Here is a 20,080-nt window from a genome sequence, read left to right as displayed (position 1 = left end):
AACCTGGAGACCACCGAGGAAGACCTGATGCACACGGTCTTCCCGCACCCGACGCTCAGCGAGATGATGCACGAGAGTGTGCTGGATGCATACGGGAAGGTAATCCACACCTGATCCCGCGCTACGACCCAAGCGGCACAGCCGCCCCTCCGAGGCCGCGCCGAACGCCCGCCTCGCAAGCCGCCGGCCAAGGCGACACCCGAGCGCCCGCCGACCGGAACGATCGCGTGCCGCGCACAGGAGAGCCCGCGCTGGATGGACACGTCTACGGCGCCCTGGGTCAGCCCGGCGTCGCCTTGCTCATGGCGATCGTCGTCGGGGCGCTGGCGGGATGGCTCGCCGAGCGGTTGACCGCGGCGAACATGGGTCGCCTTGCCGATTTCGTGACGGGGATCCTCGGCGGCCGGCTCGGCAACGGCCTCGCCCACAAGCGGCCCATCCCGATCTTCGGATTCTCGCACAACCCGATCTCGGCGACGGTCGGCGCGATCCTCATGGCCACGATCGACCCGACGGTGGCCGGACGCCGGTATTGAGCCGGCGGCGGAGCTGACGAACGACGGCCCCTGTCGCGCCGTTCCGCCGCGGCGGGTTTGCGGTCGGGGGCGTCACGCCTTAAGTCCTGGGCACGCGCCGGCGTCTCGCGGGCGAATCCCGTGGATTGTCATGGCCGTCGTCCTCGACCTCCTTCGTAACGACCAGCGTCCGCGCCACCCCGAGAAGGCGCACCGGCCCGATAAGCCGATTCAGCGCAAGCCCGACTGGATTCGCGTGAAGGCCCCCGGCTCCAAGGGCTGGGAGGACACGCGCAGGATCGTCCACGAGCACGGCCTCGTCACGGTCTGCGAGGAGGCCGGCTGCCCCAACATCGGCGAGTGCTGGGAGAAGAAGCACGCCACCTTCATGATCATGGGCGACACCTGCACGCGGGCCTGCGCCTTCTGCAACGTGCGCACCGGCCTGCCGGAGGGCCTCGATGTGGGCGAACCCGACAAGGTCGCGGATTCCGTTGCCAAGCTCGGCCTGCACCACGTGGTGATCACCTCGGTGGATCGCGACGATCTCGCCGATGGCGGCGCCGAGCACTTCGCCCGCACCATCCGGGCGATCCGCGCGCGCAGCCCCGCCACAACCATCGAGGTGCTCACCCCGGATTTCCTGCGCAAAGCCGGCGCCCTTGAGATCGTGGTCGCGGCCCGGCCCGACGTGTTCAACCACAATATGGAGACCGTGCCGGGTAACTACCTCACGGTCCGCCCCGGCGCGCGCTACTTCCACTCGGTGCGCCTGCTCCAGCGCGTGAAGGAACTCGACCCGACCATCTTCACCAAGTCCGGCATCATGGTCGGCCTCGGCGAGGAACGGAACGAGGTGGTTCAGCTCATGGACGACCTGCGCTCGGCGGATGTCGACTTCCTCACCATCGGCCAGTACCTCCAGCCGACCAAGAAGCACCACGAGGTGGTGCGCTTCGTGCCCCCGGACGAGTTCAGGGGCCTGGAAACCACCGCCTACACCAAGGGCTTCCTCCTCGTCTCGGCGACGCCCCTGACCCGCTCCTCCCATCACGCCGGAGAGGATTTCGCAAAGCTGAAGGCGGCCCGTCTCGCCCGCATCGCCAACGCCTAGAGTCTCGATGCCCTCATTCCGGATCAACCGCGCGGTGCGCCACTCGCCGCGCCAGATGTACGACCTCGTGGCCGACGTGGAGCGCTACCCGGACTTCCTGCCCCTCTGCGAATCCCTGCGTGTGCTCCGGCGCCAGCCGGGGGCGGACGGCACGGAGGTGCTCGTGGCCGAGATGGGCGTCGGCTACAAGGCGATTCGCGAGCGCTTCACCACGCGCGTCACCCTCGACCCCCAGAACCTGCGCATCGTCGCCGAGTACATCGACGGCCCGTTCCGCCACCTCGAGAACCGCTGGGCCTTCAAGGAAGCCGTGGACGGGGCGTGCACGATCGACTTCTTCATCACCTACGAGTTCAAGAGCCGGACGCTCGGGATGCTCATGGGCACGATGTTCGATCGCGCCTTCCGCAAGTTCACAGACGCCTTCGAGGCGCGGGCGAACCGGGTCTACGGCGCGGCCTGAGCCGCGCCGCCCTTCACGCCGCCACCACGCCGCCGCTGGCCTGGCGCTCGAACAGGGCGCGGTAGCGTCCCCCCGGCCGAACCCGCAGGTCGTCGTGGGTCCCGTCCTCGACGATGCGGCCGCCGTCGAAGACGAGGATCCGGTCGAGCGCGCGCACGGTGGAGAGCCGGTGCGCGATCACGATGGCCGTGCGCCCGCGCATCAGCCGCTCCATCGCCTCCTGGATCAGCGCCTCCGATTCCGAGTCGAGGCTCGAGGTGGCCTCGTCGAGAATGAGGATCGGCGCGTCGGCCAGGAAGGCGCGGGCCAGCGCCACCCGCTGGCGCTCGCCGCCCGAGAGCTTGACGCCGCGTTCGCCCACCAAGGTGGCGTAGCCCTGAGGCAGGCGGGCGATGAAGTCGTGTGCGTTGGCGAGGCGGGCCGCGCGCGCGATCTCGTCCGCCGAGGCCCCGGGGCGGGCATAGGCGATGTTCTCGGCCAGCGACCGGTGGAACAGGACGGGCTCCTGCGGCACGATGGCGATGTGGGCGCGCAGGGTCGCCTGCGTCACGCCGGCGACGTCCCGCCCCTCGATGCAGACGCGGCCGCCCGTGACGTCGTAGAGGCGCTGCACCAGCTTGACGAAGGTCGTCTTGCCGGAGCCCGAGCGGCCGACGAGCCCGACCCGCTGCCCGGCGGGGATGTGCACCGAGAGGTCGCGATAGAGCGGCGTCGCGTGCCCGGCATAGTGGAAGGTGACGCGGTCGAACCGGAGGTCGCCGCCCTTTGCGACGAGCGCCGTGGCGCCCGGCCGATCCGCGACGCCGTAGGGCTCGGCCTCGAGGGCCACGAGTTCCTCCATCTCGTTCACCCCCCGCTGCACCCGGTTGATCTGACTGCCGATGTCCCGCAGGTAGCCATGCACCACGAAGTAGGTGGTGAGCACGTACGCCACGTCGCCGGGAGTCGCCGCCCCCGTCCACCACAGCCACAGGGCCGTGCCGACGATCGCCGTGCGCAGCAGGAGGAGCAGCGCGAACTGCGCCGTGATGCTCCAGGTGATCCGCATCCAGGTGCGGTGCGTACGCCGGTTCCACTTGCCGAGGAGGCGCGCGAGGCGCGCATCCTCGCGCGCCTCGGCGCCGAAGGCCTTGACCACCGCATTGGCCCCGACTGCGTCGCTCAGGGCTCCGCCGAGCCGGGAATCCCAGACGTTGGAGAGCTGGGCCGCCGGTGCGATGACCCGCGTGGCAAGGGCCACGACGATGCCGAGATAGATCAGCGAGCCGAAGCCGATCACCAGCCCCATCACGGGCCATTGCAAGCCGAGGAGCAACATGGTGCCGACGAGCACCACGAAGGCCGGCAGCAGTTCCAGCAGCAGCGTGTCGTTCAGGCCTTCGAGGGCCCACATCCCGCGCGAGACCTTGCGCACGGTGGAGCCCGAGAAGCTGTTGGCGTGCCACTCGGTGGAAAGGCGCTGAACCCGGTGGAAGCCTGCCTGCGCCACCGTCTGCATGGTCGAGAGGGTGAGCGGCACCACAAGGGACCAAGCCACGTGACGTAGACCCAGGGTGACGAGCCCGAGGCCGCCCATGGCGGCGAAGGCGACGAGGGCATCCAAGCGGGCCGACGCGCGGTCGACGGCCGAGAGCGCGTCGACCAGCCGACCGGCGAACAGGGGCAGGAACACGTCGGCCAGGGTCGATCCGACGATCGCCGCGACGACGCCGCCGAGGAGGCGGAGCCGACTGCGCCACTGGCGGACGAGGAACGCGAGAACGGCCCGATAGGCCTCCGCGCCTTTCAGGCGGTCGAGAATCATGGACGCGATCACGGCGCGGAACGCGCGCCGACTCCGTGGACGGCCCGGGCGCCGCAGCGAGTGGCCGAAGAAGGGGGGGGGACGGAACGGGGACGCGCTGGCGCGCTCAGGCGCGCAGCGACGTCAGACCGGCAGGCGCACGCGGCGCGGGCGGGCCGGGGCGGCGAACGATATCGATGTCATGCAGCCTCCCCATGGGTTCGCGGACGAACACGGCGTGGGTGCGCCGTGAGTGGCATCCTGGCAGTCGGGCGTGTCGGATTCAAGACGTCGGTGCGAGGACCGATTCCAGGAGGCCGAGCGCATCGGCCACCGCCTGCCGGCGGATTTCGGTGCGGCCGAGGTCGCCGTAGCGACGCTCCAGGTGGCGCACGGTGTTGCCCCTGGCGGCGAGACCGAAATGCACGAGGCCGACCGGCTTGTCGGCGCCGCCGCCGCCGGGCCCGGCGATACCGGTGATCGCGACAGCGACACTGGCGCGGGCATGGGCCAGGGCCCCGTCGGCCATGGCGCGGGCCACCGGCGCACTCACTGCGCCGTGGGCGGCGATGAGGTCGGCGGGTACGCCGATGCACTCGGATTTGGCGGCGTTCGAGTAGGTGACGAAGCCACGCTCCACCACCGCCGAGGAGCCCGGGATCGCAGTGAGCAGCCCGGCGACGAGGCCGCCGGTGCAGGATTCGGCCGTGGCGACCGTCAGGCCCGCCGCCGCGTAGGCGGCGACAAGCGCCTCCGCCCGGGCCAGCAGGGCGGTATCGTCGATCACGCGCGGCGCTCGGCCGTCTCGTCGGCGGCGTTGAGCTCGGCCGTCATCTCGGGCAGCCGCACCGTGGCGGCGGCCTGGGCGGCGAGGCCCTCGGCACGGCCGACGAAGCCGAGCTTCTCGGTGGTGGTCGCCTTGATCGAGACGGAACTGAGCGGCACGCAGGCGATCTCGGCGATGCGGGCGCGGATGGCTTCGCGATGCGCGCCGATGCGCGGGGCCTCGGCCAGGACGGTGATGTCCAGGTGGTCGATCTTGCCGCCGCGCGCTCGCACCAGGTCCACCGCATGGGCGAGGAAGCGGTCGGACGAGGCGCCGCGCCACTGCTCGTCGCTCGGCGGGAAATGGGTGCCGATATCGCCGTCCGCGATCGCACCGAGCAGGGCATCGGTGAGGGCGTGGAGGGCGACGTCACCGTCCGAGTGGGCGAGGACGCCCCGGTCCGCCGGGATCTTCACGCCACCGAGCCAGACATGGTCGCCCTCCGTGAAGGCGTGGACATCGAAGCCGGTACCGAGGCGGGTGACGTAGGTGGTCATGGGATGGGCCTCGCTCAGGGCGGTGGGGTGTTGGCCGGAGAAGCCGCGATCGGCCTCGATCAGGTCGGCCGGCTGGGTGATCTTGCGGTTGCGCGGGTCGCCCTCGAAGACGACGACGGCTAAGCCGGCCCATTCGGCGAGGGCCCCGTCGTCGGTGAAGGCGTGCAGGTCGGCCTCGGCCGCGCGGCGATGGGCGTCGCGCAGCGGGCCGTAGGCGAAGGACTGGGGCGTCTGAACCGCGCGCAGGCCCTCGCGCTGCGGCGTCTCGCGGACCCGGCCGGTGCCGTCGCCGAGGTCCTCCACCACCTTGATCGTGTCGGTGACGGCGATGCCCGGCACGGCGGCGCGATGGTCGCGGCCGGCCACGAGGGCGCGCTCGATCAGGGCCACATCCACGTGCGGACGCGCGGCGTCGTGAACGAGGACGAGATCCGGTGCGCCGGCGCCGTCCAGGGCCTCAAGTCCGGCGCGGACCGATTGCTGGCGGGTGGCGCCGCCGGGCACGGGATCGGCGAGCTTGTCCCGGATGGCGGCGTCGAGATCGTCGAGGCAGGCGCGATAGAAGTCCGCGGCGTCCGGGGCGATCACCGGCTGGATTCGGCCGATGCCCGGATGGGCCGCCAGGGCCGCCAGCGTCCGGGTCAGCACCGCATGGCCGCCGACGCGGCGGTACTGTTTCGGGGTGTCGCCCCCGATGCGGATGCCGCGGCCGGCGGCGACGACCACCGCTGCCGCATTCCACGCGGTACCGGACATGGGTATGCTCCCGCGCTTCGGGTGTGTGAAGATTCGCGCACCGACCAGTCCCCACGCGCGCGCGATGCGAATGGCTCGGTGGCCCACCGATGGGCGGTCTGTCGTTTAAGCGCGGGAGAAGCTGAAATCAAATCCCGGGAATCGCTTGCGCGGCCTGCCGTTTTGTCTATTTGTTGAGCACAATGTGCGCTGATGATTATTTGAGCTTTCTCCGCGGGTCGGAGACCGAGGGTGGCCTCGCGCCCCCCGGCGGCGAGCGACCCGTTCCGGTCCTCTTGGCGCCGCTGTCCGGTGTCACCGACCTGCATGTCCGACGCATCGCGCGACGCCTCGGTGCGAGCGCGGTCGTCTCCGAGATGGTGGCCGCCGCGGAACTCGCCCGCGGCGACCAGGAAGCTCGGCTGCGGGCAGAGGGCAGCGGCGTCGATCCGCACATCGTGCAGCTCGCGGGTTGCGCCCCGGAGCCGATGGCGGAGGCCGCGCGCATCGCAGAAGCCAACGGGGCGGACGTGATCGACATCAACATGGGCTGTCCCGCCAAGGTGGTGACCGGCGTCGCCTCGGGCTCGGCGCTGATGCGCGACATCGAGGGGGCGACCCGCATCCTCGCCGCCGTGCGGGGGGCCGTGCGGGTCCCCGTCACGGTGAAGATGCGCCTCGGCTGGGACCACGCCAACCTCAATGCCCCCGACCTCGCGCGCCGGGCCGAGAGGCTCGGGCTGAACGCCGTGACGGTGCACGGCCGGACGCGGCAGCAATTCTACAAGGACCAGGCCGATTGGGTCGCGATCCGCGCCGTGGTCGAGGCGGTGGCCATTCCGGTCATCGCCAACGGCGACATCGCCACCCTCGCCGAGGCGCGAACCTGCCTCGCGCGCTCCGGCGCCGCCGGCCTAATGGTCGGGCGGGCGGCGGTGGGACGGCCCTGGCTCGTCGGCGCCCTCGCCGCCGGCCTCGCGGGCCAGCCCGCGCCCGTCCTGTCGGGTGCCGAGAAGGCCGCCCTGGCGGTGGAGCATTATCAAGGCCTCCTCGCCCTCTACGGCCTGCGCATGGGCGTGCGCCACGCCCGCAAGCACCTGGCAGCCTATGCGGAGGCCGGCGGCGGCCTCTCGGCCGAGGACCGGATGCGCCTTCTCACCACCACGGACCCGGCGGTCGCCACCACCCTCCTGGCCCGGGCCTTCGGCGCGGATTGCGGCGGGATACTGCCGCACGCCATCGGGGAGGCCGCATGAGCTCGGACAAGCCGATCTCGGGGCGCGGCGGTGCCATGCGACCCGACGCCATCCCCACCAACGAGGCGGTGATCAACGCCCTGCCGCTGCCGGTCCTGACGGTCGGGGCGAACGACCACATCCTCCACGTCAATCATGCCGGCGAGACCTTCTTCGATCATTCCGCCCGGCTGATGCAGCGGCGGCGCCTCTCGGACATCATCCCCTTCGCCTCGCCGATCATCGCCCTGGTGGCGGAGGTGCGGCGGCGCCGGGCCAGCGTCAGCGAGTACGGGGTGGAGTTGGTGCAGCCGCGCTCGGGCCTCGAGCGCAGCGTCGACGTCTTCGCGACGCCCCTGGGCGACGACGAGGAAGCCGTGGTCCTCATGCTCCAGGAACGCACCATCGCCGACAAGATGAACCGCCAGCTCACCCATCGGGGCGCCGCACGCTCCATGGTGGCGCTCGGCGCCATGCTGGCCCACGAGATCAAGAACCCGCTCGCGGGCATCCGCGGGGCGGCCCAGCTCCTCGAACAATCGGGCAACGAGGACGATCGTCTCCTGACCCGCCTGATCTGCGACGAATCCGACCGGATCGTACGCATCGTCGAGCGCATGGAGCTGTTCGGGGACGAGCGCCCGGTGGAGCGCGGCTCGGTCAACGTGCACGGCGTGCTCGACCAGGTGAAGCGCTCGGCACAGTCGGGCTTCGCCCGCCATATCCGCTTCGTCGAAACCTACGATCCCTCCCTGCCGCCGGTGCTGGGCAACCGAGACCAGCTCGTGCAGGTGATCCTGAACCTCGTGAAGAACGCCGCCGAGGCCATCGGCGCCGACGCGGTCGACGGCGAGATCACCCTGTCGACGGCCTTCCGCACCGGCCTGCGCCTGCAGGTGCCGGGGTCGCGCGAGCGCGTCAGCCTGCCGATCGAGGTCGCTGTGCGGGACAACGGTCCCGGCGTCTCGGCGGACCTGCTGCCCGACCTGTTCGATCCCTTCGTCACGACGAAGGCGCAAGGCTCCGGCCTCGGACTTGCATTAGTCGCCAAGATCATCGGCGACCATGGCGGGATCGTCGAGTGCGATCCGGTCCCCCGCCGAACCACGTTCCGCCTTCTTCTCCCCATGTCGAGCGCCCGCGACGGGCGCGAATCGTCCGCGGAGCTGTAGAGTCGCGTCATGCCCAACGGACACATCATCGTCGCGGATGACGACGCCGCCATCCGCACCGTCCTCAACCAAGCCCTGTCGCGGGCCGGGTACGAGGTCCGCTCGACCGGCAATTGCGCCACCCTCTGGCGGTGGGTCGCCGAAGGCGCGGGCGACCTCGTCATCACCGACGTGGTGATGCCGGACGAGAGCGTCTTCGACTTGCTGCCGCGCATCAAGCGGGTGCGGCCGGAGCTGCCGATCATCGTCATGAGTGCGCAGAACACCTTCATGACGGCGATCCGCGCGTCCGAGCGGGGCGCCTACGAATACCTGCCCAAGCCCTTCGACCTGAAGGAGCTGATCGCCATCGTCGGGCGCGCCCTGTCCCGTCCGCGCGGCACCGCGCCCGCCGGGGCCGACCCGGGCAACGAGGACATCCCCCTGGTCGGGCGCTCGCCGGCCATGCAGGAGATCTACCGGGCGCTGGCCCGGCTGATGCCGACCGACCTCACCGTGATGATCACCGGCGAGTCCGGCACCGGCAAGGAGCTCGTCGCCCGGGCGCTGCACGATTACGGACGGCGCCGGACCGGCCCGTTCGTGCCCGTGAACATGGCCGCCATCCCGCGCGACCTCATCGAATCCGAGCTGTTCGGTCATGAGAAGGGAGCCTTCACCGGCGCGTTGTCGCGCTCGGCCGGCCGCTTCGAGCAGGCCGAGGGCGGCACGCTGTTCCTCGACGAGATCGGCGACATGCCCATGGAGGCGCAGACCCGCCTCCTGCGCGTGCTGCAGCAGGGCGAGTACACCACCGTCGGCGGCCGGGTGCCGATCAAGACCAACGTCCGCATCATCGCGGCGACGAACAAGGACCTGCGGGTCTCGATCCAGCAGGGCATCTTCCGCGAGGATCTGTTCTTCCGGCTGAACGTGGTGCCCCTACGCCTGCCGGCCCTGCGCGAGCGCTCCGAGGACGTGCCCGACCTGATCCGCCACTTCTTCATCCTGGTGGAGCGCGAGGGCCTGAGCCGCAAGCAGCTCGACGGCGAGGCGATGGAGCGGCTGAAGCGCTATCGCTGGCCCGGCAATGTCCGCGAGCTGGAGAACCTCGTCCGGCGCCTCGCAGCCCTCTACCCGCAGGAGACGATCACCGGGCCCGTCATCGAGGCCGAGCTCGACACCCTGCCGCTGGCCCAGAGCCAGCCGAACGGCGCGGCCGGCGCCCGCAAGCCACCCGGCGAGGCCGAGACGCTGTCGGGCGCGGTGGAGCGCCACCTCGCCGAGTATTTCAGCGGATACCGGGACACCCTGCCTCCGCCGGGCCTGTACCACCGCATCCTGCGCGAGATCGAAGGGCCGCTGATCGGTGCGGCGTTGGCCGCCACCCGCGGCAACCAGATCCGGGCGGCGGAGCTACTGGGCGTGAACCGCAACACCCTGCGCAAGAAGGTCCGAGACCTCGACCTGCAGGTCTTCCGCAACGCGCGGTGACCCGCCCGGGCGACGCCGCGGAGCGCGCACCCGGCCTGTTCCACTTCAGCGAGGATCCGGCGATCCGGCTCTTCGTGCCGCGTCCCGTTCGGGTCCCCATCGATCGCGGTCCGGACCGGGCCTGGCTGAACGGCTCCCTGGTCTGGGCGATCGATGCTGCCCACAGCCTGCTCTACCTCTTCCCCCGCGACTGTCCCCGGATCGTGATCTGGCCGACCGCCGAGACCTCGCCGGAGGACCGGCGGACCTGGTTCGGGGACGTCGCGGGCCGCGCCGTCGCCTATGTGGAGGAAGCCTGGATGGACCGGATCCGATCCGGGACGCTCCACCGCTACGCGATGCCATCCGAAGCGTTCGAGCCTGCCGGAGATCCCGGCACCTGGGTCTCGCGGCGCGCTGTCATTCCGGACAGCCGTGACAGCCTCCCCGATCTGCCGGCTGCAATGGCTTGGGCGGGTTTGGAGCTTCGCATGCTGCCCCGTCTCACCCCGCTCGCGCCGATCTGGCGATCGAGCCTGCACGCCAGCGGCATTCGCCTCCGGAACGCACAGGATTGGGTACCCCCCGAGGGCGGACCGCCTCGGCCGATCGCCCATTGGCCCTGACGATCCCGGCCCAGCGAAACGCGGACGGGTTGCCCCGTCCGCGTCGCCGCCGCGCTCTCGCTGTGTCGCCTATCAGGCCATGGCGGGCTTGCCCACGAGCACCGGTTCGACGCTTCCGTCGAGCCAGCGCCGACGCATCGGCTTCAGCACGAAGTAGGCGAGGATCGCGGTCAGCACGTCGAGGGTGATGATGATCGCGAAGACCGGCAGCCACGATCCCTGCACGGCGTAGATCCAAGCCGCGATCGGGCCGCCGAAGAGCGAGCCGATGCCCTGGGCCATGTAGAGGAAGCCGTAATTCGTCGTGGCATGCTTGGTGCCGAACGTGTCAGTGAGGATCGAGGGGAACAGCGAGAAGATCTCGCCCCAGGCGAAGAACACCACGCCGGAGAGCAGCGCGAAGGCGTAGGCGTTCTCGCGGAACACTAGGAGCAGGGCGATCGCCACCGCTTCGGCCGCGAAGGCGATGCCCATGGTGTTCTCGCGACCGATCTTGTCGGAGACCCAGCCGAAGAACGGGCGGGTCAGGCCGTTGGTGATGCGGTCGAAGGTCAGCGCGAAGGGCAGGGCAACGAAGCCGAAGATGATCGCATCGGCGACACCGAAGTCGCGGGCGAAGGAGGCGAAGTTGGCCACCACCATCAGGCCGCCGGTCGACATCATCGTCATCATCACGAACATCAGCCAGAACAGCGGCGTCCGCAGCATCACCCGCGGGGGGGTGTCGTGGGCGCAGGTCGACAGGTTGACGGCCGGGGGCGGCAGCACCTCACCGGCGCGCGGTGCGCGCAGACCGAGGGCCGCGAGCGCTCCGATCGCTCCGAGCACGATGCCGAACACCGTGAGCGTGTGACGGTAGCCCGATGCGGTGAGCATGTCGCTGATCGGGAAGGTGCTCAGCATGGCGCCCATGCCGTAACCCGCCGCGACCACGCCGACGGCGAAGCCGCGCCGGTCGGGAAACCACTTCACCATCAGGCCGACGATGCCGACATAGACGATGCCGGTGCCGAGGCCGCAGAATAGCCCATAGGTGGCGTAGACACCCAGAAGGGTATCGACCCGGGCAGCCAGGACCCAGCCAAGGCCGGACAGGGCGGCCCCCAGCGCGATCATCAGCTTGGGGCTGAACCGATCGATCAGGTAGCCCTGTACCGGCGAGAAAAAGGTCTGAAGCACGATCAGGATCGTGAAGGTCCACTGGATCTGTGGCAGCGTCGAGCCGGTCGTCGCGATCAGCGGTTTGGTGAAGAGCGTCCAGACGTACTGCGGACTGGAGATCGCCATCATGGCGATCAGCCCGAGGCCGAGTTGCAGCCAGCGTTGGCGGGAAAGGGTCGTATCCATTATTCGCTCCTTGCGATGGACCGGCCTTCGCAAGGATGGTGCCAAGTCGTTGTTCCATCTCGTCTTATGACGCAACCCAGCCGCGAAGATCAGGGGAAGTTACAGCCCCTCCGAACCACCGTCGGATCTCGGATCGTGGACCGCGGCGATCGCGCCGTTGCTTGCGTGACGCACGAGCATGCCGGCATGGCCGAGGGAGTCGATGTAGGCGCCGCCGAGTTCCTCGATCTCGTGACCGAGCTTGCGCAGCGCGGCGATGCAGGCCGGGTCGAAGCGGTCCTCGACCTTTACGGTGAGGGATTCGGCCCCCCAGGTCCGGCCGTAGAGAAGGCGCGGCGCGTCGACGGCGGCCGCCGGGTCCATGCCGTAATCGGCGTAGCGCGCGAAGATCTGCGACTGAAACTGCGGCTGCCCGTCGCCGCCCATGCTGCCGTAGGACATCACGCGGCCGTCGTCGAAGCAGGCGAGGGCCGGAATCAGGGTGTGGAACGGGCGGCGGCCGGGCTCCAGCGGGTTCACCGCCGTGGCGTCGAGGGAGAACGAGGTCCCCCGGTTCTGCCAGTGGATGCCGGTCTTCGGCAACACGATGCCGGAGCCGTATTCCCAGTAGATCGACTGGATGTAGGACACCGCCAGGCCGTCGCGGTCGATGGCGCCCATCCAGACGGTGTCGCCCTCGCCGGGGTTGCGCAGGGGCACGCTCGCGGCCCGGCGCATGTCGATCTGTGCCGCCTCGCGGTCCAGGCGCTCCGGCGTCAGGAAGCTGGCGGGGTCGACAGCCAGGCGATCGTAGTCGGTCACGATCCGGTCGCGGATCGCGAAGGCGCGCTTCGTGGCCTCGATCAGCCCATGGTAATGCGCGGTGGTCTCGGGCCGGTCGATCCGAAGGCGGTCGAAGATGCCGAGGATCAACAGCGCGGCGATGCCCTGGGTGGGCGGCGGGAAGTTGTAGAGCATGGCATCCCGGCGGCGGATCGCGAGCGGCGCGCGTTCGCGGGGCGCATAGGCTTCGAGGTCGGCCCGGGTCACGGGCGTTTCGAGCCGTTCGAGGTCGGCGGCGATCTCGCGCCCGAGGTCGCCCCTGTAGAAGTCGTCGAGACCCGCATGGGCCAGCTGCTCCAGGGTGCCGGCGAGCGCCGGCAGCTTGCGGAGGGCGCCAGCCGCGAACGGCTTGCCGCCGTCGAGGAAGGTCTCCGCGAAGTGCGGCTGGTCGTGGAGCGTGTCGAGCTCCTTCGGGACGTAGCGCGCCTCCGAGGGTGAGACCGCGACGCCGTCCCGGGCATGGCGGATCGCGTCGGCGAGCAGGGTGGAGAGGGGTAGGCGGCCACCCAGCGCCTTCGACAGGTCGAGGGCGAGGCGCCAGCCGCCGATGGCGCCCGCCACGGTGAGCGCCGCATCCGGGCCCCGGGACGGGAGGACCTCGTAGCCCTTCTCCCGGTAGCGCCGGATCGTGGCGTTCTGGCCGGCCGGGCCGCAAGCCTCGATGCCGCGCACCCGCCCGCCGCGTTCGCGTACCAGCCAGAAGCCGTCGCCGCCGATCCCGTTCATGTGCGGGTAGACCACCGCGATGGCGGCGGCCATGGCCGTCATCGCCTCGATCGCGTTGCCCCCCTGCGCCAGGACGTGCTGCCCGGCCTGGGCGGCGAGGCGGTGGGGCGCCGCGACCGCGGCCGAAGCGAAGACGGGGGTGTTGGACATGGTGATCTCTGCGTGAGGATGCGCTGAAGGATAATGTATTTACACGGGGCGTCGATCGTTGTCGGGCTGGTCTGGGCGCCGGGCCCACCGGCGCAGACGGCGGCTTCGGGCCCAAGCGGCGCCTCGCCTTCGAGAAGATTCCGACCCTCCTCCGTGCCCAATTCGTATTAATTTCGCCACACTGTTGTGGCGACGCATCAGCGATGCCGTGGCTCCGCTCGTCCCACAATTCCAAGGCCTCCCGGGAGGGTTCGGGCTCCGCCGATCCGGCGGAGACCGGCGGGACCGACCGATCACCCATGACGGTGCGTCCCCCGCCGCGCGGCCCAGGCCTGATCGGTGCGCTAGTGGTCATCACGGCGCTGGTCTCCGCCATCACCACCTTTCTGATCCTGGCCGGCGTGATCCGGGTCACGCCGACGCCGACGGTGGGACTGACCCTCCTCGGCATCAATGTCTTCCTCGTCCTCGGCCTCGTGGTGATCATCGCCTGGGAGGCGCGGGTCTTCCTCTACGCGCGGCGGACGAATGCCGCGGTGGCCCGCCTGCACACCCGCATCGTCGGCCTGTTCAGCCTGATCGCCATCCTGCCGACCGTGCTCCTCGCAGTGGTGGCGGCGGTGACCATCGATCGCGGCTTGTCGCTCGGCTTCACCGACCGGGTCCGCGACGTGGTTCTCAAATCCGTCGAGGTGGCGGATGCCTATCAGGAAAACCAGTGCCAGAGCCTGGCGCGCGAGATCCGCATCCTGGCCGACGACCTCACTCGGGCACGGCCGAACTTCGACGTGAATCGCGCTTGGTTCGAGAGCTTCCTCACCACCCGCGCCACGGCCCTCGGCCTGCCGGTGGCCGAGATCATGCGCGGCCCGAACGAGGTGGTGGCGCGCGCTAAGATCGATACCCTGAAGGAACGCCGCCTGCCTTCGGCGGCGGCCTTCGAGGACGCGGCGAAATCGACCGATCCGATCTGCCTCGTACCGAACGAGGGGCGCATCTTCGCCGCCCTCCTGCGGATGCCGGCCTATGACGGCGCCGTGCTGCTGGTGCAGCGCGAGGTGAGCCAGCTCGCCATCGAGTTCCCAGGCGTGTCGCGGGCGGCCGCCGCCGAGTACCTGACCTACGACTCGCTGAAGCGCTCGATCCAGATCAGCTTCGCCTCGGTCTTCGTGCTGATCGCCCTGATCGCCCTGCTCTCGGCGGTGTGGTTCGGCCTCAACTTCGCCAACCGCTTCGTCGCGCCGATCCGGCGCCTGATCAACGCCGCCGACCAGGTCGCCTCGGGCAACTTCTACGCCCAGGTCCCGGCCCGCAAGAGCGACGGCGACCTCGCGCACCTGTCCGAGAGCTTCAACAAGATGACGCAGGAGTTGCGCCGCCAGCATGACGGTCTGACGGCGGCCAGCGATCTCATCGACCGGCGCCGTCGATTCACGGAGGCCGTGCTGGCTGGCGTCTCCCCCGGCGTCCTCGGCGTCGACGCGGCGGGGCACGTCACCATCGCCAATCCGTCGGTGGAGCGCACCCTCGGGCTCTCGGCCGACGCGATCGTCGGCAAACCCCTGACCCAGGCGGTACCCGAGCTGCAGGCGTTGTTCCCAGAGGGCGGCGAGGCGCGCCTGCGCACCCTGCAGCAGCAGATCCAGCTCACGCGGGACGGCCGCGAGCGCACCGTGACCGTTCGGGTCACCAGCGAGCAGGCTCAGGGCGGCGCCCGCGGCTTCGTCGTCACCCTTGACGACATCACCGATCTCGTCTCGGCCCAGCGCACCTCGGCCTGGGCGGACGTCGCCCGGCGCATCGCCCACGAAATCAAGAATCCGCTGACCCCGATCCAGCTCTCGGCCGAGCGCATCCGGCGCAAGTACGGCAAGGTCATCACCACCGACAAGGAGGTGTTCGACCAGTGCACGGCGACGATCGTGCGCCAGGTCGACGAGATCAAGCGCATGGTCGACGAGTTCTCGTCCTTCGCACGGATGCCGAAGCCGGCCATCGCGCAGAACGACCTCAGCGAGATCACGCGCCAGAACCTGTTCATGATGCGGGTGGCGCATCCCGACATGGAATTCTCGTTCGGCGAGGACGGCGATCAGCCGATCCTGGCCGCGTTCGACATCCGCCTGCTGTCCCAGGCGATCACGAACATCCTGAAGAACGCCGTCGAGGCGGTGCAGGCCGTGCCGGAGGCCGAACTCGGCCAGGGCAAGGTCGACGTGCGCCTCGTTCTCGAAGAGGGGTTCGTGATCATCGAGGTCACGGATAACGGCAAGGGATTTCCCATCGAGGGGCGCCAGCGGCTGCTGGAGCCCTATATGACCACCCGCGAGGGTGGCACCGGCCTGGGGCTGGCCATCGTTAGCAAAGTCCTCGAAGAGCATGGCGGCGGGATCGAATTGAACGACAATCCGGAAGGTCGGGGAGGGCGCGTACGCCTGCGCGTCCCGCGCGACACCAGCGCCGCCCCCGTCCGAGACTCAGCCAACCACACGCCGCCGGAGGGCAACCCCTCTGCGCAGGATGAGAAGGGCGCCGCGCGGACGGCCCCCCCAATCGCGGAGATCCAGTCATGAGCGCCGATATCCTCATCGTCGACGACGAAGCCGACATCCGCGACCTCGTGGCCGGCATCCTCGACGACGAGGGCCATCGCACTCGCACCGCCGGCGGTTCGGACGAGGCCCTGGCGGCGATCGAGTCCCGTCGGCCCCACCTCGTCTTCCTTGACATCTGGCTGCAGGGCTCGCGCCTCGACGGCCTGCAGGTTCTCGACCAGATCAAGGCCGGCCACCCGGACCTGCCGGTGGTGATGATCTCGGGCCACGGCAACATCGAGACCGCCGTGGCGGCGATCAAGGCCGGCGCCTACGACTTCATCGAGAAGCCGTTCAAGGCCGACCGGCTGATCCTGGTGGCCGAGCGCGCCCTCGAAGCCTCGCGCCTCAAGCGCGAGGTTCGCGACCTCAAGGCCCGGTCGGGGCAGGCCAGCCGGCTCGTCGGCGCCTCGGTGGTGGTCAACCAGCTGCGCCAGACCGTGGAGCGGGTGGCGCCGACCAACGCCCGCGTGATGATCCTCGGGGCACCGGGCTCGGGCAAGGAGCTCTCGGCACGCACCCTCCACGCCCTGTCGGCCCGGGCGAACGGGCCCTTCGTGGTCATCAACGCCGCCACCATCACACCGGACACGATGGAGGCCGAGCTGTTCGGCGTCGAGGCGGGGGAGGGCCGGGCGCGCCGGGTCGGTGCCCTGGAGGAGGCCCATGGCGGGTCGCTCTACATCGACGAAGTCGCAGACATGCCGCGCGAGACCCAGAACCGCATCCTGCGCGTCCTGGTCGATCAGAACTTCCAGCGCGTCGGCGGCACGACGCGGGTGCACGTGGATGTCCGCATCATCTCGTCCTCGTCGCGCGATCTCGCCGAGGAGATCGCCGGGGGCCGCTTCCGGGAGGACCTGTTCCACCGCCTCTCGGTGGTGCCGATCCGGGTGCCATCCCTGTCGGAGCGCCGCGAGGACGTGCCCGAACTGATCACCTTCTTCATGGAGCAGATCTCGGGCGCGACCGGCCTGCCGCGTCGGCGCATCGCCGAGGACGCCATGGCGGTCCTCCAGTCGCACGACTGGCCCGGCAACGTCCGCCAGCTGCGCAACAACGTCGAACGCCTGATGATCCTGACCCACACGGATCCGGATCAGGAAGTGACCTCCGAGATGCTGCCCACCGAGATCGGCGCCCTGGTGCCGACGACGCCGAACGGGTCGGGCGGCGAGAAGCTGATGAGCCTGGCGCTCCGCGAGGCCCGCGAGATCTTCGAGCGCGAGTACCTGATCGCGCAGATCGCCCGATTCTCTGGCAACATCTCCCGCACGGCGGAGTTCATCGGCATGGAGCGCTCCGCACTCCACCGAAAACTCAAGTCGCTCGGGATCGGCCCCTGAGACCACCGCGGCGATGCACTTGCATCGCGACCGCGATACACGTGTAATGTTCCCGCACCGTCGCCCTGCTGCGCAGCGCGTCGGGGCATGCGAGACCAACGGACGAGAACCCGTCATTACGGCGGGCGGCGATGCGAACCAAGGATAAGAAAAAATGGCGGGCGAGCGCGCTCAGAACCTCCAGGACACGTTCCTGAACCATGTTCGCAAGAACAAGATTCCGCTCACGATTTTCCTCGTGAACGGCGTCAAGCTTCAGGGCGTGGTGACGTGGTTCGACAATTTCTGCGTGCTCCTGCGGCGGGACGGCCATTCGCAGCTCGTCTACAAGCACGCCATCTCGACGATCATGCCGGGGCACCCGGTGCAGCTGTTCGAGCCCGACGAAACGGCGCCGGACAAGGCCTGAGCGCGCGGGAAACTGCATCCGTCCCGCCGGAAAGGTTTGCCGCGCCCTTGTCTGGGGCCGGCAAGCGCCCATTGTCCTGAAGACACGCAGGACAGGGTTGAACAAAGAACTTCATGACTGAACCGATGACGCCCGGCGAAGCCCGGCTCCAGGCGATGGCCGCCCCCGAGGGTGACATCGCGGCGGCAACCCACACCCTCGTCGTCGGACCCTATCTCGGGCGCGCCGCCGCCGCCGCCCGAGGCAATTCCGATGGCAGCCCGGAAGCCTTGCGCTCGACCGAGGCGCGCCTCGACGAGGCCGCCGGGCTCGCGGCCGCCATCGAGCTCGACGTCGTCGAGGCCATCGTTGCGCCGGTGCAGCGGATCCGCCCGTCAACCTATCTCGGCAAGGGACGCGTCGAGGAGCTGGCCGGCGTGATTCGCGCCCGCGAGATCGGTCTCGTGGTGATGGACTGCGCCCTGTCGCCGGTGCAGCAGCGCAACCTCGAGAAGGCTTTCGGCTGCAAGGTCATCGACCGCACCGGCCTGATCCTGGAGATCTTCGGCCGGCGCGCCTCGACTCGCGAAGGCACGCTGCAGGTCGAGCATGCCCACCTCGCCTACCAGAAGAGCCGCCTCGTCCGGTCCTGGACCCACCTGGAGCGCCAGCGCGGCGGCTTCGGCTTCCTTGGCGGTCCTGGTGAGACGCAGATCGAGGCCGACCGGCGCATGATCCAGGAACGGATGACGAAGATCGAGCGCGAGCTCGACAGCGTGACCCGGACCCGCGGCCTGCACCGACAGAGCCGGGCACGGGTGCCCTACCCGATCGTGGCCCTCGTGGGCTACACCAATGCCGGCAAGTCGACGTTGTTCAACACCCTCACCAAGGCCCAGGTCATGGCGCAGGACATGCTGTTCGCGACCCTGGACCCGACGGCGCGGGCGACGAAGCTGCCGCACGGCGAGACCGTGATCCTCTCCGACACCGTGGGTTTCATCTCGGAGCTGCCGACCTCCCTGATCGCAGCCTTCCGGGCGACCCTGGAGGACGTGATCCACGCCGACATCCTGCTCCATGTCCGCGACGTGTCTCACGTGGACAGCGCCGCCCAGGCGGAGGATGTGGGCTCCGTTCTGCGCGAGCTCGGGATCGAGACTTCGGCCTCGCGCATCATCGAGGTCTGGAACAAGGCCGATCTCCTCGATGCGGATGAGCGAACCCGCCTCCTGAATCTCAGCGGACAGGGCCGCAGCGATCGGGACAGCGATGCCCCGGTGCTGGTCTCGGCCCTGACGGGGGAGGGGCTCGGTGTCCTGACGGCGCGCATCGAAGCGCGGATCGCGCGCCAGCGTTCGACCTTCGCGGTGGTCCTGCCGCCGGAGGACGGCGCCGCCCTGCACTGGCTCTACGAGAATGCCGAGGTGCTCGACCGGCGCGAGGAGGAGGGCGGCACGATGCACCTCGCCATCCGCATCGCGCCCGAGAAGGAGCCGCGCTTCCTGAACCGCTTCGAGGGCGCGCGCCGCCTCAATCGGGTGAGTTGACGACCTTTCCGACGGCTCGTCCCTGAACGCGTGACGCCCGCGATCCTTTCGGATCGCGGGCGTTTCCGTCAGTGGCGCCGAGGGCCCGATACGATCAGGGCTGGAGCACGCCGTTGATGACGTGGATGACGCCGTTCGACTGCATCACGTTGGCGGTGGTGACGGTGGCGGTGCTGCCCTTGGCGTCGGTCACGTAGACCTTCTTGCCCTTGGTCTGGACGGTCAGCGGCTCGCCCTCGACCGTCTTCAGCTGCGCTTCGCCGCCGCCGTCCTTGGCGAGCTTCATCAGATCCTTGGCCGTGTAGGTGCCGGGGACCACGTGGTAGGTCAAGATCTTGGTCAGGGTCGCCTTGTTCTCGGGCTTCACCAGGGTCTCGACCGTGCCGGCCGGCAGCTTGGCGAAGGCGGCGTTGGTGGGCGCGAACACCGTGAACGGGCCGGGGCTGGCCAGGGTGTCGACGAGGCCGGCGGCCTTCACGGCGGCGACCAGGGTGGTGTGGTCCTTCGAGTTCACCGCGTTCTCGACGATGTTCTTCGAGGCGTACATCGGCGCACCGCCGACCATCGGGTTCTTGGCGAAGGCCGCGACCGGGAAGGTGGCGCCGACGGAGAAGGCGAGCACGACGGCGGCGATCTTGGAAGCCACCGGGCGACGGGCGTGACGCGTGATCATGGAGCGTATCCTCTGGAACGATTGCCCCTTCGTGGGCATCATCGTCCGGTACGGAGGACGGTCGGA

Annotated in this window: 17 protein-coding genes; 11 read left to right on the top strand and 6 right to left on the bottom strand. The window is 69.6% G+C overall.

Going from position 1 to position 20,080, the window contains the following annotated elements; all coding sequences use genetic code 11:
• Positions 1-227 precede the first annotated feature (227 nt).
• The 3 genes from AC6EUL_RS16375 to AC6EUL_RS16365 all read left to right on the top strand — a co-directional run bounded on the left by AC6EUL_RS16375 (position 228) and on the right by AC6EUL_RS16365 (position 2,092).
• Complete coding sequence (locus AC6EUL_RS16375) at positions 228-536, top strand: GlsB/YeaQ/YmgE family stress response membrane protein (RefSeq protein WP_499871323.1); 309 nt, start codon at positions 228-230, stop codon at positions 534-536.
• Positions 537-666: 130 nt separating this feature from the next.
• Complete coding sequence (gene lipA, locus AC6EUL_RS16370) at positions 667-1,629, top strand: lipoyl synthase (protein ID WP_056211279.1); 963 nt, start codon at positions 667-669, stop codon at positions 1,627-1,629.
• 7 nt (positions 1,630-1,636) lie between these two features.
• Complete coding sequence (locus AC6EUL_RS16365; protein ID WP_056496302.1) at positions 1,637-2,092, top strand: type II toxin-antitoxin system RatA family toxin; 456 nt, start codon at positions 1,637-1,639, stop codon at positions 2,090-2,092.
• Between the two features lie 13 nt (positions 2,093-2,105).
• Here the strand turns inward: AC6EUL_RS16365 and AC6EUL_RS16360 are convergent, their stop codons facing one another.
• The 3 genes from AC6EUL_RS16360 to AC6EUL_RS16350 form a co-directional block, all read right to left on the bottom strand.
• Positions 2,106-3,896, bottom strand: coding sequence for an ABC transporter ATP-binding protein (locus tag AC6EUL_RS16360; protein ID WP_499871320.1), 1,791 nt, complete (start codon positions 3,894-3,896; stop codon positions 2,106-2,108).
• A 262-nt stretch (positions 3,897-4,158) separates the two neighbouring features.
• Positions 4,159-4,662 carry a CinA family protein gene (locus AC6EUL_RS16355; RefSeq protein ID WP_499871318.1) on the bottom strand — a complete coding sequence of 168 codons (504 nt, stop codon included), beginning with the start codon at positions 4,660-4,662 and terminating at the stop codon, positions 4,159-4,161.
• A complete protein-coding gene (locus AC6EUL_RS16350) occupies positions 4,659-5,954 on the bottom strand; it encodes a bifunctional 2-C-methyl-D-erythritol 4-phosphate cytidylyltransferase/2-C-methyl-D-erythritol 2,4-cyclodiphosphate synthase (RefSeq protein ID WP_499871317.1) in 1,296 nt (431 codons plus the stop codon). Before AC6EUL_RS16350 ends, AC6EUL_RS16355 begins: the two co-directional genes overlap by 4 nt.
• Before the next feature lie 182 nt (positions 5,955-6,136).
• Here AC6EUL_RS16350 and dusB point away from each other — a divergent pair, with 182 nt between their 5' ends.
• Genes dusB through AC6EUL_RS16330 form a run of 4 tightly spaced genes read left to right on the top strand, consistent with a single transcriptional unit; the run spans position 6,137 to position 10,418 of the window.
• Complete coding sequence (dusB, locus tag AC6EUL_RS16345) at positions 6,137-7,189, top strand: tRNA dihydrouridine synthase DusB (protein ID WP_056211289.1); 1,053 nt, start codon at positions 6,137-6,139, stop codon at positions 7,187-7,189.
• 35 nt (positions 7,190-7,224) lie between these two features.
• Entirely contained in the window at positions 7,225-8,340 is a 1,116-nt protein-coding gene (locus AC6EUL_RS16340; protein WP_499871338.1) for a two-component system sensor histidine kinase NtrB, read from the top strand.
• Between the two features lie 9 nt (positions 8,341-8,349).
• Complete coding sequence (gene ntrC, locus AC6EUL_RS16335) at positions 8,350-9,813, top strand: nitrogen regulation protein NR(I) (protein ID WP_499871315.1); 1,464 nt, start codon at positions 8,350-8,352, stop codon at positions 9,811-9,813.
• Positions 9,810-10,418, top strand: a complete 609-nt coding sequence (locus AC6EUL_RS16330) for a DUF6886 family protein (protein WP_499871313.1) — start codon at positions 9,810-9,812, stop codon at positions 10,416-10,418. The genes ntrC and AC6EUL_RS16330 overlap by 4 nt, the downstream gene beginning before the upstream one ends.
• Positions 10,419-10,490: 72 nt before the next feature.
• On the opposite strand, the gene oxlT is transcribed toward AC6EUL_RS16330, so the two are convergent.
• Complete coding sequence (oxlT, locus tag AC6EUL_RS16325) at positions 10,491-11,765, bottom strand: oxalate/formate MFS antiporter (protein WP_499871311.1); 1,275 nt, start codon at positions 11,763-11,765, stop codon at positions 10,491-10,493.
• A gap of 99 nt (positions 11,766-11,864) precedes the next feature.
• Positions 11,865-13,463 carry a gamma-glutamyltransferase family protein gene (locus tag AC6EUL_RS16320; RefSeq protein ID WP_499871309.1) on the bottom strand — a complete coding sequence of 533 codons (1,599 nt, stop codon included), beginning with the start codon at positions 13,461-13,463 and terminating at the stop codon, positions 11,865-11,867.
• Positions 13,464-13,762: 299 nt separating this feature from the next.
• Here AC6EUL_RS16320 and AC6EUL_RS16315 point away from each other — a divergent pair, with 299 nt between their 5' ends.
• From AC6EUL_RS16315 to hflX, 4 genes are all read left to right on the top strand, one after another.
• A complete protein-coding gene (locus AC6EUL_RS16315) occupies positions 13,763-16,036 on the top strand; it encodes a sensor histidine kinase NtrY-like (RefSeq protein WP_499871307.1) in 2,274 nt (757 codons plus the stop codon).
• Positions 16,033-17,403, top strand: coding sequence for a nitrogen assimilation response regulator NtrX (gene ntrX / locus AC6EUL_RS16310; RefSeq protein WP_056211300.1), 1,371 nt, complete (start codon positions 16,033-16,035; stop codon positions 17,401-17,403). The genes AC6EUL_RS16315 and ntrX overlap by 4 nt, the downstream gene beginning before the upstream one ends.
• Before the next feature lie 154 nt (positions 17,404-17,557).
• Complete coding sequence (gene hfq / locus AC6EUL_RS16305) at positions 17,558-17,812, top strand: RNA chaperone Hfq (RefSeq protein WP_009866358.1); 255 nt, start codon at positions 17,558-17,560, stop codon at positions 17,810-17,812.
• 113 nt (positions 17,813-17,925) lie between these two features.
• Positions 17,926-19,341 (top strand): GTPase HflX, encoded by a 1,416-nt coding sequence (hflX, locus tag AC6EUL_RS16300; protein ID WP_056354155.1) that lies wholly within the window; start codon positions 17,926-17,928, stop codon positions 19,339-19,341.
• 94 nt (positions 19,342-19,435) lie between these two features.
• Here the strand turns inward: hflX and AC6EUL_RS16295 are convergent, their stop codons facing one another.
• Positions 19,436-20,014 carry a fasciclin domain-containing protein gene (locus AC6EUL_RS16295; RefSeq protein ID WP_056354159.1) on the bottom strand — a complete coding sequence of 193 codons (579 nt, stop codon included), beginning with the start codon at positions 20,012-20,014 and terminating at the stop codon, positions 19,436-19,438.
• Positions 20,015-20,080: the final 66 nt, after the last annotated feature.

It is taken from the genome of Methylobacterium sp. 001424705 (assembly GCF_059816145.1).
This window is presented reverse-complemented; position numbering and strand designations above follow the sequence as displayed.